General features: G+C 33.3%; 14 protein-coding genes and 2 tRNA genes. 12 read left to right on the forward strand and 4 right to left on the reverse strand.

Features of this window, described 5'->3' with window-relative positions; all coding sequences use genetic code 11:
* Window positions 1-39: 39 nt before the first annotated feature.
* From htpG to ACEN2K_RS13675, 4 genes are all read left to right on the forward strand, one after another.
* Window positions 40-1,929, forward strand: a complete 1,890-nt coding sequence (gene htpG / locus ACEN2K_RS13660) for a molecular chaperone HtpG (protein ID WP_441759892.1) — start codon at window positions 40-42, stop codon at window positions 1,927-1,929.
* Window positions 1,930-2,284: 355 nt separating this feature from the next.
* Entirely contained in the window at window positions 2,285-2,764 is a 480-nt protein-coding gene (locus tag ACEN2K_RS13665; RefSeq protein ID WP_441759893.1) for a DUF2975 domain-containing protein, read from the forward strand.
* A gap of 3 nt (window positions 2,765-2,767) precedes the next feature.
* Window positions 2,768-2,980: a helix-turn-helix domain-containing protein gene (locus ACEN2K_RS13670; protein ID WP_441759894.1), complete on the forward strand. Its 213-nt coding sequence runs from the start codon at window positions 2,768-2,770 to the stop codon at window positions 2,978-2,980.
* 270 nt (window positions 2,981-3,250) lie between these two features.
* Window positions 3,251-3,676, forward strand: coding sequence for a response regulator (locus ACEN2K_RS13675; RefSeq protein WP_441759895.1), 426 nt, complete (start codon window positions 3,251-3,253; stop codon window positions 3,674-3,676).
* Window positions 3,677-3,737: 61 nt separating this feature from the next.
* Here the strand turns inward: ACEN2K_RS13675 and ACEN2K_RS13680 are convergent, their stop codons facing one another.
* Window positions 3,738-4,055 (reverse strand): winged helix-turn-helix transcriptional regulator, encoded by a 318-nt coding sequence (locus ACEN2K_RS13680; protein WP_441759896.1) that lies wholly within the window; start codon window positions 4,053-4,055, stop codon window positions 3,738-3,740.
* Between the two features lie 121 nt (window positions 4,056-4,176).
* Here ACEN2K_RS13680 and ACEN2K_RS13685 point away from each other — a divergent pair, with 121 nt between their 5' ends.
* Both ACEN2K_RS13685 and ACEN2K_RS13690 read left to right on the forward strand, forming a co-directional pair.
* On the forward strand, window positions 4,177-4,689 hold the full coding sequence (locus ACEN2K_RS13685) for a VOC family protein (RefSeq protein ID WP_441759897.1): 513 nt from the start codon (window positions 4,177-4,179) through the stop codon (window positions 4,687-4,689).
* Window positions 4,690-4,777: 88 nt separating this feature from the next.
* A complete protein-coding gene (locus ACEN2K_RS13690) occupies window positions 4,778-5,167 on the forward strand; it encodes a DUF2721 domain-containing protein (RefSeq protein WP_441759898.1) in 390 nt (129 codons plus the stop codon).
* Window positions 5,168-5,241: 74 nt separating this feature from the next.
* Here ACEN2K_RS13690 and ACEN2K_RS13695 read toward each other — a convergent pair whose 3' ends face one another.
* Window positions 5,242-7,359 (reverse strand): TonB-dependent receptor domain-containing protein, encoded by a 2,118-nt coding sequence (locus ACEN2K_RS13695; RefSeq protein WP_441759899.1) that lies wholly within the window; start codon window positions 7,357-7,359, stop codon window positions 5,242-5,244.
* A 236-nt stretch (window positions 7,360-7,595) separates the two neighbouring features.
* On the opposite strand from ACEN2K_RS13695, the gene ACEN2K_RS13700 reads away from it, so the two are divergent.
* The 6 genes from ACEN2K_RS13700 to ACEN2K_RS13725 all read left to right on the forward strand — a co-directional run bounded on the left by ACEN2K_RS13700 (window position 7,596) and on the right by ACEN2K_RS13725 (window position 13,114).
* The gene (locus ACEN2K_RS13700; RefSeq protein ID WP_441759900.1) at window positions 7,596-8,495 is read left to right on the forward strand and encodes an EamA family transporter; all 900 of its coding nucleotides are present in this window, start codon (window positions 7,596-7,598) and stop codon (window positions 8,493-8,495) included.
* A gap of 88 nt (window positions 8,496-8,583) precedes the next feature.
* Entirely contained in the window at window positions 8,584-8,910 is a 327-nt protein-coding gene (locus ACEN2K_RS13705; RefSeq protein ID WP_441759901.1) for a DoxX family protein, read from the forward strand.
* A 176-nt stretch (window positions 8,911-9,086) separates the two neighbouring features.
* Window positions 9,087-9,914, forward strand: coding sequence for a sterol desaturase family protein (locus ACEN2K_RS13710; protein ID WP_441759902.1), 828 nt, complete (start codon window positions 9,087-9,089; stop codon window positions 9,912-9,914).
* Window positions 9,915-10,033: 119 nt separating this feature from the next.
* A complete protein-coding gene (locus ACEN2K_RS13715; protein WP_441759903.1) occupies window positions 10,034-10,312 on the forward strand; it encodes a DUF2805 domain-containing protein in 279 nt (92 codons plus the stop codon).
* 119 nt (window positions 10,313-10,431) lie between these two features.
* Window positions 10,432-12,279 carry a M61 family metallopeptidase gene (locus ACEN2K_RS13720; protein WP_441759904.1) on the forward strand — a complete coding sequence of 616 codons (1,848 nt, stop codon included), beginning with the start codon at window positions 10,432-10,434 and terminating at the stop codon, window positions 12,277-12,279.
* Between the two features lie 124 nt (window positions 12,280-12,403).
* Entirely contained in the window at window positions 12,404-13,114 is a 711-nt protein-coding gene (locus ACEN2K_RS13725; protein ID WP_441759905.1) for a DUF4369 domain-containing protein, read from the forward strand.
* A gap of 115 nt (window positions 13,115-13,229) precedes the next feature.
* Here the strand turns inward: ACEN2K_RS13725 and ACEN2K_RS13730 are convergent.
* Together ACEN2K_RS13730 and ACEN2K_RS13735 are read right to left on the reverse strand one after the other, a co-directional pair.
* A tRNA-Thr gene (locus ACEN2K_RS13730) sits at window positions 13,230-13,303 on the reverse strand.
* Between the two features lie 153 nt (window positions 13,304-13,456).
* Window positions 13,457-13,530, reverse strand: a tRNA-Thr gene (locus ACEN2K_RS13735).

The raw sequence follows: 13,530 nt of genomic DNA on the forward strand, positions 1-13,530 counted from the left end.
GAATTGATAACAGATTGTAAAACCCTAATAAATTTAAATATGACAACAGGAAAAATTAATGTTTCGGTAGAAAACATCTTCCCATTAATCAAAAAGTTCCTTTATAGCGATCACGAAATTTTTTTACGTGAATTGATTTCAAACGGGACAGATGCAACTTTAAAATTAAAACACCTTGCTAATATTGGCGAAGCCAAAGTGGAATATGGCAATCCAATTATAGAGGTAAAAATAGACAAAGAAGGTAAAAAACTGCACATCATAGACCAAGGTATTGGTATGACTGCACAGGAAGTTGAAAAGTACATTAATCAACTGGCTTTTTCTGGTGCCGAAGAATTTTTAGAAAAATATAAAGACACGGCTAAAGATTCAGGAATCATTGGTCACTTTGGTCTTGGTTTCTACTCGGCTTTTATGGTCGCTTCAAAGGTGGAGATTATTACTAAGTCATACAAAGACGAACCAGCAGCACACTGGACTTGTGACGGTAGCCCAGAATTCTCTTTAGAACCAGCTGACAAAACTTCACGTGGTACTGAAATCATTTTACATATCGCTGAAGATTCGTTAGAATTCTTAGAAGAGTCTAAAATAAAAGAGTTACTGAATAAGTACAACAAGTTCATGCCTATTCCAATTAAATTTGGAACAAAAACAGAAACACTTCCTAAACCGGAAGATGCTCCTGAAGATTACACTGCTGAAACGGTTGAGGTGGACAATATCATTAATAACCCTAACCCAGCTTGGACAAAACAACCTACAGATTTAGCTGATGAAGATTATAAAACATTCTACCATGAATTGTATCCAATGCAATTTGAGGAGCCTTTATTCCACATTCACTTAAATGTAGATTACCCTTTTAACCTTACTGGTATTTTGTATTTCCCTAAATTAGGTGGTGATTTACAAATCCAAAAAGATAAAATTCAGTTGTACCAAAACCAAGTTTACGTTACAGATAACGTAGAGGGAATTGTACCTGAATTCTTGATGATGCTACGCGGAGTAGTAGATTCTCCAGATATTCCATTAAACGTATCGCGTTCAGGATTACAAGCAGATGGTGCTGTGAAGAAAATTTCGAACTACATCACCCGTAAAGTGGCTGATAAACTGAAATCTTTATTCACTGAAAATCGTGCTGATTTTGAAGCAAAATGGAATGACATTAAGATCGTTCTTGAATACGGAATGTTATCTGAAGATAAATTCTACGAGAAAGCAGGCGCTTTTGTTTTATACCCAACCGTAGACAACAAATACTTCACTCTTGATGAATTAAAAGAAAACCTTAAAGAAAAACAAACCAACAAAGATGGGAAACTTGTTATTCTTTATGCAGGAAATAACGAAGCACAGCACTCTTACATAGAAACGGCTCAAGAAAAAGGATACGAAGTATTGCTACTTGACTCTCCTATCATCTCACACTTGATTCAAAAAATTGAAGGAGACAATAGTGATTTAACTTTTGTACGTGTGGATTCTGACCATATTGATAATTTAATCAAGAAGGATGAAAACACGATTTCAAAATTATCTGAAGAAGAGCAAACAGGTTTAAAAACGGTTCTGGAAACAATCGTTCCTAAACAAACGTATACCGTACAATTAGAAGCGTTAGATAGTCAAGCTGCGCCATTCATTATCACGCAACCAGAATTCATGCGTAGAATGAAAGAAATGAGTCAGTCAGGTGGCGGTGGCGGAATGTTTGGAATGGGTAACATGCCAGAAATGTATAACTTAGTAGTAAATACAAATTCACCATTAGCTTCTACTATTCTAAACACTACGGATAAACCTAGCCAAGAGCACTTAGTAAAACAAGCGCTAGACTTAGCTAAGCTATCTCAAAACTTATTAAAAGGAGAAGCATTAACTGCTTTTGTAAAACGTAGTTTCGAGATGATTAAATAAGCAAAACACAATTTCATCATTTGAAAATGTGAACCGTTAATCCCGAATTTGCTTGGGGTAATAACACAAAACAATAAGCTGTCCAATCGGGCAGCTTTTTTTTTGGAGCAGAACGAATGATTTACATAAGCAAGATCCCTCCTGCTGTTCATTACAATCCGCAACAAAAAAAAGTTGCGGGATTTTCATTGCCATCAGGGCTATCAAAATTCTACTTTTTCTTAATTCACGTATAGATCACAAGCAAAAAAGAATTTCTTTCAGATTAATTTTCTACATTCAATAAAAATTTATTGATAAACAATAAATTTTTAATATATATTTGCAGTATCGTTTAATTTTATTAAAAGCAATTATGAAAAGATTTTCAATAGTTTTTCTTCAGGCAGTTATCGTGCTCATTGGGATTATAGCAGTTGTTATTTTGATTCGGTTTCCATTAATGGAAGGAAGAGCTGCAAACTTAGATTTGTTTAGCATTTACTATGACCCACTTATACTATATGTATATGCAGCATCAATTGCTTTTTTTGTGGCGTTGTATAATGTGTTCAAATTACTTGGAAACATCGGACAAAATAAAATATTCTCAGCAACGGCTGTTAAATCTTTAAAGAACATCAAATTTTGTGCGATTGTTCTTGCTGTATTAATCGTTGGAGCCGGGCTATACATAAAAATATTTCATAGCAAAGAAGACGACCCTGCGGGTTTCCTCGCTTTGTGTTTTGTGACTACATTTATTACAATTGTTGTAGCAACTACTGCAGCAATATTTGAAAGACTCTTACAAAATGCCATCGATATGAAATCTGAGAACGACTTAACTATTTAAGCTATGGCAATAATTGTAAACTTAGACGTAATGATGGCCAAACGAAAGATTTCACTGAATGAACTTTCTGAAAGAGTAGAATTGACATTGTCTAACCTCTCTATTTTAAAAACAGGGAAAGCAAGAGCAATTCGATTTAGCACCTTAGAAGCTATTTGTAAAGTTTTAGAATGCCAACCGGGTGACATACTGGAATATGTTAAAGATGAAAAGTGAATAACAACGCATTAAAATCATATTTACTGTTAATGATAGAACAACTTAGCTGGTGGTTAATTGATTATAGCATATTAGCTATTATAATTTATTTCAAAAGCCACACAAGTAAAGGTTATTTACTAATGCTACAATGAGAAACAAAAAGATACTTGATTATTTAACATCTACTTGCGCTATACTTTGAAATGGGTTCCCTTCAACTGCTCCAAACAAATCGTATAAAAAATTGTTTCGGCGCAGAATGACTTACATTTACAAAAAAACAAAATGAACAAAGGCGGACCAATAATTATCATTGAAGACGACATAGAAGATCAAGAAATTCTGACTGAAGTATTTAACGATCTAGATTGCAAAAACAAAATCATCTTTTTTTCTGATGGAGAAGAAGCTTTAGAATACTTAACAATTACCGATATTGAGCCGTTCATAATTTTCTCTGATATCAATATGCCGAAATTAAGCGGTATGGAATTAAGACAGAAAATTCATGAAAATGAAGATTTAAGATTAAAATCTATTCCGTATTTGTTCTTTACCACTAGTGCAGAACAGCAACATGTCGTGGATGCTTATTCTAAATCAATCCAAGGTTTTTTTGTAAAACCTAGTAGTTATGATGGAATAAAAGAAACCATTAAGACAATTGTAAGCTATTGGGAAAGCTGTGTATCGCCTAATTATATTAAATAACTTCTAAGAGCGCTACTACTAAATTTTGTAGCGTTCTACTTTTAAAATACAGCTTAAGAATTCACTTCGTCATTTGAGAGTCCTCTCCGCCCCATTGATCTAAACTTCTCAAAATAGCTTCTAAAGATTGGCCTCTTGCCGTTAATTTATACTCTACTTTTGGCGGAACCACTGGAAAAACTTTTCTAGAAATAAGTCCGTCCTTTTCTAGCTCCCTTACTGTTTGTGTAAACATTTTATTTGAAATCCCTTCAATTTCATTTTGTAGTAATCCTGAACGTAAAGGGCCTGCAAGAAGATGAAATAAGATTAAAGGTTTCCACTTGGTCCCAATTAAATTCATTGTATAATGAAGCGGACAATTATTAATTTCAACCATAATATTTTATTAGAATACTAACAATCAGCAAAATACACCTTTGCGTAACTATGCTACTTTTGGGTAAGTTATTGTAGTTGTTGCAAATGTAACCTAATTTTGTAATCTAAAATAATATCTTATGACAACAGAAAACAATTATCCAAAAGCCTTTTCACACATTGGAATTACCGTTCCAGATATCAAGAGAGCAGTACAATTCTATTCAGAAGTTATGGGATGGTACATAATTATGGAGCCTTCGATCGTTAAAAAAGAAAAGGAAACAGCCATAGGTCAAATGTGCATAGATGTATTCGGTAATGATTGGGAGACATTTGAAATTGCGCATTTAGCTACTTCAGATGGCATTGGAGTAGAATTATTTTCCTTCCCTCAAGGGATTAAGGAAGCAGTTCCCTTCAACCCTTTTCAAACCGGACTCTTCCATTTTTGTATTCAAGATCCCAATATTGAAGATCTTTTAGAAAAAATTGTGGCTAATGGAGGAAAGCAACGCATGCCTATTCGATCGTATTATCCAAACGACAAACCTTATAAAATGTGCTATGTAGAAGATCCATTCGGAATCGTATTTGAAGTGTACACTCATAGTTACGAGCTAACTTATTCGTCAGGCGCTTATGCTAAATAAAATTACAGTATTGGAAATACCGTAACTACAGACTGTATTTTGGTTCAGAGAAAAAAAACTATCTTTGATATTACACTACAGCCTAACTATGACTTTACACATTGAAACGCCCGCATTATTATTTTCTGCTACTTCATTAATCCTTTTAGCGTATACTAATCGATTTTTGACGATTGCCACGATTGTTCGCAGCTTGAAGAAAACGTATGATGAGAACGAAAATAAAAGCATTTTAATCGAAATAAAAAACCTCAACCTCCGACTAACCTTAATACGTTACATGCAACTTTTTGGCGTTTGTAGCTTATTCCTATCCGTTTTTGCGATGTTGTTGCTTTTCTTTGACTTTCAATTAGGCGGACTCTATTTCTTTGGTTTTAGTTTGCTAAGTCTACTTGTTTCGCTCGCTCTTTCGTTTTGGGAAATCAGTATTTCTGTGAAAGCCTTACAAGTACATTTGAGCGATTTAATGTCATAACATTATTGATATACACATAAAAAAAGAGCTGTACGATTAATTCCTACAGCTCTTTTTTTTAAAGTATCTTATTATTATGGGTTTAAAATACCGCCCTCTTCTTTCTTATCTTTATTTAATAAATTAGGATTCTCTTTTGCTAGTTTGTTCTTAGTAGGAATCTTGTAATTTAGGCTAAAGCCAAATTTTCGCGAATCCATTTTATTACTTATCAGTAACGGAGTTTCATAAGAGTTAAAAGCATTTTGATTTGAATTCAGTACATCATCAGCATAGATAGAAAGGGTAAGTTGATCATTTAAAAACTTTCGAGAAAAGGTTAAATCTAGTGCATTTCTAAACGGCTTAACAGCAATGAAGTAAAAGTAATTCCCTTTTGGAATAATATAATTGTAATTAGCCACAAACTTAATTTTTTCAGGAAGCACAATTTGCGACATTAAGTTAAACATCCAGAATCCTTTAGTATCTACGTTTGGAATTTGATGGTATTGATAACCTGCATAAACATATAAAAAATTCATCGTATCTGGATTAACATTCATTTTCATTGTTTCTGTTAGTCCTTTGGTAAACAACATATACGGTATAGGCATACCTACACTAAAATTATGAATTTTTATTTCGGGAATATTCTCGTTGCTATTGATTACTACATCATTTTCTAAACTTACTCTAGTGATGACCTGGTTTTTAGCTGCACTAATGTTGTAGCTAACAAACGCATAGTCAAAAGCACTTAGCTTCACTTCATAATTATCAAAAATCGTAGGTTGTAAGTTGGGATTACCTGAATAATCAATATTTGGATTTTGGTAATTGGTATTATTTGGATTCAATGCTGAAGTACTAGGAAGCGTAATCTTTTTATTATAATTCACATTAAAATAAATGGACTGATTGAAATTGTACTGCGCGCTTGCATTTGGAAAAAATCGAAATTGCTTAAAAGCCGTTAATTCGGCAGTATCCGTATTACCCGTAATATTATAATCTTCGGCGCGACCCCCAACAATAAAGTTCATTTTATCAAATTTCGATTGCAATTCTAAATAGGATGCTGCTGTTCTTCTTTTATAATCAAGATTTTGCACCCCTTTACTTTGCGCATCAAAAAGTAACTCTTCATACAAACTACCAAAACTTAATTTTCCTTCATCTGAAAATTTAAGTGGCTGCGAATAATCAAATTTAAAATTATACAACTGCTGATTAGAAGCATTTCCTAAGGTCACATTGTTGTTCATCCTTGGACTCAATTCAAAATCGTTATTGTTGCTGTTATAATTGAATTTAAATTCCAGTTTTTTAGCTACATTATCAAACTTCTTTTGGTAAGTCACAACTGCATCTTGACGTATTCCTGTGCTAACTGAGGCATCATTTGTTGAAAATCCAGGACCATTCCCTAAGGTGTAACTGTCATTATTATTTTGAGTGATATCATAATTCAGCAACAAACGATCTTTCCCTATATCAAAAGTCAAAGCTGATTTGATGTAATTATTACGTCCCACACGATCTGCATTAGTTTTGGAAAGTAAAGTTGTGGCATTATTTTCTTCTTTTTCTAACGAAGTCCATATCGCACTTTCTCGATAGTTTTGTCCAACATTTAATTGCCAGCCAAAATATTTATTTTTTGCACTCAATAACAAACTATTGTTTAAACGCCACCTTAGATCACTATAATTAGTAAAACTAGTGCTATTAGTGTACGTTGCGCTCAGATAATTCTTAGCATTTTTATTGGTAATAATATTCAAAATTGCACCACCAGAAGTAGCAGGAAATTCAGCTCCCGGTTGTGTAATGATTTCAATTCTTTCAATAGCATTGGCAGGCATTCCTTCCAAGAAAGCATTTAGTTCATTAGTAGATATATTCAAAGGCCGACCATCCATAAAAACGTCCAGTTGTTTCCCTTGATACATCATACCCGCGATATCTGAAGCAATTAATCCTGGTAGTTTTTTTATACCTTCTAATACAGAGCCGGTGTTCAAGCTAGGCTGGTCAGCAAAATTAAAAATGGTTCTATCTGCTTTTTGCTCTACCGCTTTTTTGGTTTTAATGATAGCTACTTCATTTAATTCGGTTGTTTTTTCAACGGTTTTTTCGGGCGCATTTTGGGCCGAAATAGTATAAATACTTCCTAATAGTAGTAATGCCGCCAGATGTAAATTTTTCATGTTTTTATGTATCAGATAGCCAATAAGTCAATCTTGTTACTTAGTTGTTACAGCTTAGGTACAAAATAAATTGATTCAAACAATAAAACACTCGTTTACTTACAGTTAAGAACCATTTTAGGCAATTATCCAGAAGGATGTTACCACTAAATTAAAAGAATTAGTATAAAAAATTAAGTGCCCCTTTGTTATTCATATCTAAGTCCTATCTTTGCCGGCTTTTTAAATTGAAAAAAATGATTGAAAATAAAGTATTAAAAGGAGTTTTTCTAGTAGGATTTGGCGCAACGAGTTATGGTATGCTTGCTACTTTTGTAAAAATGGCCTATAATGAAGGATACACCACCGCCGAAGTGACTACATCACAGTTTGTTTTAGGAATCTTAGGAATTCTGTTGATTAATTTGTTCCAAAAAACAAAAAATAAAAATACGGCTGTTAAGGCCTCAAGCCGAAATATTTTTCAATTAATGCTGGCAGGAACTTCTCTAGGAATGACTAGTGTTTTTTACTATTTAGCAGTTAAATACATTCCAGTTTCAATAGGGATTGTATTGTTGATGCAAACGGTTTGGATGGGTGTTATTCTAGAAATGATTTTAGAGAAAAAAGTACCTTCTACACAGAAAATAGTTTCAGTTATTATTGTTTTGACAGGAACTGTTCTAGCGACTAATTTAATTCAAAACGAGGTACAATTAGACTGGCACGGTATCATGTGGGGAATGCTTGCAGCGGCTTCATTTACCACAACTATGTTTACGGCTAACCGTGTTGCTACCGAAATCTCGTCGGCGCAACGTAGTTTGTATATGCTTTTAGGTGGTGCCGTGATTGTCTTTGGCTTTTCAATAGCTACACAAACAGCGCCATTTAATTTTGAAATATTTTTAAAATGGGGAATTGTACTTGCCTTATTTGGTACTATAATTCCACCGATGTTGATGAATGCTGGTTTTCCATTAACAGGAATTGGTTTAGGTAGTATAGTTTCAGCTTTAGAACTTCCTGTATCTGTGATGATGGCTTATTTCCTTTTAGGAGAAAATGTAACTACTACGCAATGGTTAGGGATTGTGCTCATTATTTTAGCGATTGTTATAATGAATGTTAAATATAAACGTATTAACACATAAATTGACTGTTTGCATCAAATTAATCTTAAATTCGCTGTACATACACCAAATTTAGAATAATATGAACTTACCATGGCATCTATATTTTATGGCATTCATCTATACCATTGCAGGTTTAAATCATTTTAGAAGTCCGCGTTTATATCAAAAGATTATTCCTGATTATTTTTCGAATCCAAAAATGCTTAATCAGTTAAGTGGTTTTGCTGAAATTCTCTTGGGAGTCACTCTGGCACTACCGCAAACTTCACACTATGCTGCCTGGGGAATAATAGCTTTATTAATAGCCGTATTTCCTACTCATATTTATATGTACCAAAATCCAAAAGCGCGTATGGGCGTTCCTAAATGGGCTTTACTGTTAAGAATGCCACTGCAACTTGTATTGATTTATTGGGCCTATTTGTACACCTAATTTTAAGTAGTTAGTTCACACAGCGAGCAAGAGCACATTTTGATTCATTTCCTAATATATTTATTGCTAACTAGTTAGTAATAAACAAATAAGACCACACTTTATTTCTAGAAATATTTGTTGATCAAATAGTTTGCTTTATAAAAATGACTATTTTTGAAATAAATCGTTGTAGCATGAATGATATTATTTCTTATTTCTCTACTATTCCCTCGTCGCACAGAAGCTTGATTTTAGTAAGCGGGATAACCATTTTTTGGTTAATCGAAAATGCTTTTCCTCTTTTTAATTTTACCTATAAAAAATGGCATCACGCTAGTATTAATATTTTTCTTACGTTAACCACAATTGTGATCAATTTTGTTTTGGCTTTTATATTATTAAAAACGGCCGACTGGACTATTGAGAATGATTTCGGAATACTGCAATGGCTGCCTGAAATTCCTTTATGGAGTTACACACTAATTGGTTTGCTCTTATTGGATTTAATAGGTGCTTATCTGGTACACCTAGTGGAGCACAAAACTAAATTTTTATGGCGCTTTCATTTAATCCATCACACTGACACTTGGATAGACACGACAACTGCTAATAGACATCACCCTGGAGAAAGCATCATCCGATTTGTGTTTACCACTTTAGGAGTTTTGATTGTAGGAAGCCCTATGTGGATGGTCTTCTTGTATCAAACGCTCTCGGTAATTGCCACGCAATTTAATCATGCTAATATCTCGTTACCCAATAAAATAGATACGCTACTGAGTTACTTTATAGTATCACCTAATATGCACAAAGTACACCATCATTATAAACTCCCGTACACGGACAGCAATTATGGAAATATTTTCTCAATTTGGGATCGAATTTTCGGAACCTTTATGGTACTACCTAAAGAAGAAATTATCTATGGTGTAGACACACATATGAAAATAGAAGAGCATAATCAGCTTAAAAATTTATTGAAAATTCCTTTCCAAAAACCGGTAAAAATCGAAAAGAATTAATTGCTATAAAAAAAAATGCCGTTTTGGTAAGAAGTAATTATTATTTTTATTAATATTGGTATCTTATTTAGAATCAATTATATTAATCATTAAAACCTATTTGAATTAATTTTCACGTGATGAAAAAGAGTAACCGCAAAGAACTGAACTGGGAACAAACAGAGAAACTTGTTACATTGGCTTTAGAAGAAAAAAATCCTTTTGAAATTATCAAAAAAGAATTTGGTCTAGCCGAGAAAGAAGTTCTGGAAATCATGAAAAAAAAGATGCCCGCAGAAAAATTTGAGATGTGGAAAAAGAAAGCAGCTGCAAATAAACCCAAACCCAAACCAATCAAAATAGATGATTTTGACGAAGACTTGGATGGTAAATATTACATAAAAAATAAATTAGACTAGTCTACTAAACAAAAAACACTCAATCGCTGGGTGTTTTTTTTTGTTTAAACTTTAAAAAAAGTAGCATTGTATGTAACAATTAAAAGCTTTATCAGTCTAATAACCAAAAATAAATTCCAATGAAAAAAATATTATTTGTATTTTCTATTACCGCAGCGCTTTGGGGTTGTAAATCAACTACGTCAATTACTAGCGCAACTGTTAAACAAGAAGTTCAAGTCGCAATCAATTTAAATGACATCAACGAAGACAAAGTTTTAGTAAATGTTACTGCTCCAAAAATGAGTACTAACGAAGTTAGCTATAGTATTCCTAAAATAGTACCAGGAACATACTCGGTAGATGATTACGGTAAATATATTGAAGATTTTAAAGCTTACGATTCCAAAGGAGCTCTTTTAGTTGTTTCAAAGACGGATGACAATACATGGCTAATAAGAAATGCAAAGAAGTTAGCTAAGGTGAGCTATTTAGTAAACGATACTTTTGATACTGAAGGAACTCATGAAATTTTTTCACCGGCAGGAACAAATATTGATGCTAATACCAATTTCATTTTAAACATGCATGGTTTTGTAGGTTATTTTCAAGATAGTAAAGACTTGCCTTACCAGGTTACAATTACACATCCTGAAACATTATGGGGAGCAACTTCTATGGTAGATTTAGACAATACTGCAACTGTTGATGTTTTTAAAACACCGCGTTATGCTGAGTTAGTAGAAAACCCAATCATGTATTCAAAACCTGATTATACGTCATTCACTGTAGATGGAATGGAAATATTAATTAGCGTTTACTCTCCTACTGGAAAATTTACTGCTGAAAGCATTACTCCAGAAATGAAAACGATGATGACAGCGCAAAAAACATTTTTAGGAAAGACCAATGCAACAAAAAAATACAGCGTATTGCTTTACCTTTCTACTATGAAGGATAATGACGCCAAAGGTTTTGGAGCATTAGAACACCCTACTGCGACTACTGTAGTTTTACCGGAGTTAATGCCAAAAGAAGAGTTAATAAAATCAATGATGGATGTAGTTTCACATGAATTTTTCCATATCGTTACTCCACTTACTATTCACTCTAAAGAAATTCAATACTTTGATTACAATACACCTAAAATGTCCGAACATTTATGGATGTACGAAGGGATTACAGAGTACTTTTCGAACCTATTTCAAATCAATCAGAGTTTAATAACGGAGGAAGATTTTTACTCTCGTCTAACGACTCAGATAGAACGCGCGAATACGATGAATGATACCATGTCATTCACAAAAATGAGTGCTAATGTTTTAACTGAGCCTTATAAAACACAATACATCAATGTATATCAAAAAGGTTCTTTAATTGGAATGTGTTTAGACATTATTATTAGAGAAAAGAGTAACGGAGAAAGAGGTGTTATTGACCTTATGAGAAAATTAGCTGATGAATATGGCGTTACTAAACCATTTAATGATGACGAACTTTTTGCAAAAATAACTGCTCTAACGTATCCAGAAGTAGGTGCATTTTTAAATACGTATGTTGAGGGAACTACACCAATTCCTTACGATACCTATTTTGCCAAAGTAGGTTTGACCAGATCTTTAGAAAAATTCCCTGCTAATGTTTTCCTTAAAGGTAAAACACCGTACATTACTGTTAATCCTCAAACTAAAGAAATAATTGTTATTCCAGAAATTGAATTAAATAATTTCTTTAATGGTTTACAACTTAAAGGAGGAGATATTATTGTAGCTATTAATGAGAAAGCCTATACTTTAGATAACATTTATGACATGATTAGCGAAAGTCAAAACTGGAAAGAGAATGATATGATCTCAGTTAAAATTAAACGTGCTGATAAAGTTCAAACGCTTACAGGTAAAGTGAAGCTTCCATACGAAGAAAAAGAGGTTTTAAAGGCTACCGATGCAACTAAGACCGCACTTAAGGAAGCGTGGTTAAAAGGGTAATCTTTAATAATATTATACTAATCCCAATCTATTTCTAGATTGGGATTTTTTTTATAAAATTACAAGAAATAAGGCCCTTATCTTTCCAACTATTTTCTTTATTTTGCAGCAAAAATTATAACCAATGAAAAAATCAATTATTGCATTCGTTTCACTTGTTCTTTTAGCATCGTGTAACAAAAACGAATCAAAAGCTAACCTGCATATCACAGGAAACATTAAAGGATTAAAAACAGGAACCTTATATATTCAAAGGGTTGTTGATACCGCTTTAGTAGCCATTGACACCATTAAAATTGATGGTAATTCCACTTTTGAAAGTGATATTGATTTAAAATCACCCGAAGTTTTATACTTATTTCTAGATAGAGGAGTGAGTAATTCACTAGATAATAACATTCTATTCTTTGCTGAACCAGGAACCATTACTATTGAAACTTCGCTTGACTCTTATCTTTCAAGTGCTAAAATAACGGGCTCTAAAAACCAAGATTTATTAGAGGAGTACAATAAAATCAATTCTAAATTTAAAGATGAAAACTTAAATTTAATTGAGAAGAAGTTTCATGCCATTAAAAGAAAGAATACACAAGCGATTGACAGCATAAATGCCAAACAAGATTCAAATATCAAAAGAAAATATTTGTATGCTACTAACTTTGCCATTAACCATAAAGATGCAGAAATCGCCCCTTATATTGCCTTATCTGACATTTATGACATCAACATTAAATACTTGGATACAATTCAAAAGTCAATGACTCCAAAAGTCGCTCAGTCCCTATACGGTAAAAAACTTACGGAGTATGTAAATACCATTAAAAGTCAAAAATAAGCAAGTTTAGCGCTACATTTCGAATAAATACAAAAACGTCCCGTTACAGCAACGGGACGTTTTTTTTGGCTATAAATAAAAAAACCACCTAACAAAGTTAGATGGTTTTACGATGAGCCGGCGGAGGGACTCGAACCCACGACCTGCTGATTACAAATCAGCTGCTCTAGCCAACTGAGCTACGCTGGCGTCTCATTTCGGGTGCAAATATACAGATGAATTTTAAATCTGCAAATAAATTTTACAATATTATTTAATTATTTTTCAATGGCTGTTTCCTACTGTAAAATACTGTTTATTCCATAAAAAAACCACCTAACAAAGTTAGGTGGTTTTACAATGAGCCGGCGGAGGGACTCGAACCCACGACCTGCTGATTACAAATCAGCTGCTCTAGCCAACTGAGCTACGCTGGC

The organism is Flavobacterium sp. W21_SRS_FM3 (assembly GCF_052113625.1).
GTDB lineage: Bacteria > Bacteroidota > Bacteroidia > Flavobacteriales > Flavobacteriaceae > Flavobacterium.

Excerpts from the sequence above, each read along its gene's own strand:
- ACEN2K_RS13725 (WP_441759905.1), top strand. The coding sequence starts at position 12,404 with ATGAAAAAATCAATTATTGCATTCGTTTCACTTGTTCTTTTAGCATCG.
- ACEN2K_RS13705 (WP_441759901.1), top strand. The coding sequence starts at position 8,584 with ATGGCATTCATCTATACCATTGCAGGTTTAAATCATTTTAGAAGTCCG.
- ACEN2K_RS13670 (WP_441759894.1), top strand. The coding sequence starts at position 2,768 with ATGGCAATAATTGTAAACTTAGACGTAATGATGGCCAAACGAAAGATT.
- ACEN2K_RS13665 (WP_441759893.1), top strand. The coding sequence starts at position 2,285 with ATGAAAAGATTTTCAATAGTTTTTCTTCAGGCAGTTATCGTGCTCATT.
- ACEN2K_RS13695 (WP_441759899.1), bottom strand. The coding sequence starts at position 7,359 with ATGAAAAATTTACATCTGGCGGCATTACTACTATTAGGAAGTATTTAT.
- ACEN2K_RS13680 (WP_441759896.1), bottom strand. The coding sequence starts at position 4,055 with ATGGTTGAAATTAATAATTGTCCGCTTCATTATACAATGAATTTAATT.
- ACEN2K_RS13715 (WP_441759903.1), top strand. The coding sequence starts at position 10,034 with ATGAAAAAGAGTAACCGCAAAGAACTGAACTGGGAACAAACAGAGAAA.
- ACEN2K_RS13685 (WP_441759897.1), top strand. The coding sequence starts at position 4,177 with ATGACAACAGAAAACAATTATCCAAAAGCCTTTTCACACATTGGAATT.
- ACEN2K_RS13720 (WP_441759904.1), top strand. The coding sequence starts at position 10,432 with ATGAAAAAAATATTATTTGTATTTTCTATTACCGCAGCGCTTTGGGGT.
- ACEN2K_RS13700 (WP_441759900.1), top strand. The coding sequence starts at position 7,596 with ATGATTGAAAATAAAGTATTAAAAGGAGTTTTTCTAGTAGGATTTGGC.
- ACEN2K_RS13690 (WP_441759898.1), top strand. The coding sequence starts at position 4,778 with ATGACTTTACACATTGAAACGCCCGCATTATTATTTTCTGCTACTTCA.
- ACEN2K_RS13710 (WP_441759902.1), top strand. The coding sequence starts at position 9,087 with ATGAATGATATTATTTCTTATTTCTCTACTATTCCCTCGTCGCACAGA.
- htpG (WP_441759892.1), top strand. The coding sequence starts at position 40 with ATGACAACAGGAAAAATTAATGTTTCGGTAGAAAACATCTTCCCATTA.
- ACEN2K_RS13675 (WP_441759895.1), top strand. The coding sequence starts at position 3,251 with ATGAACAAAGGCGGACCAATAATTATCATTGAAGACGACATAGAAGAT.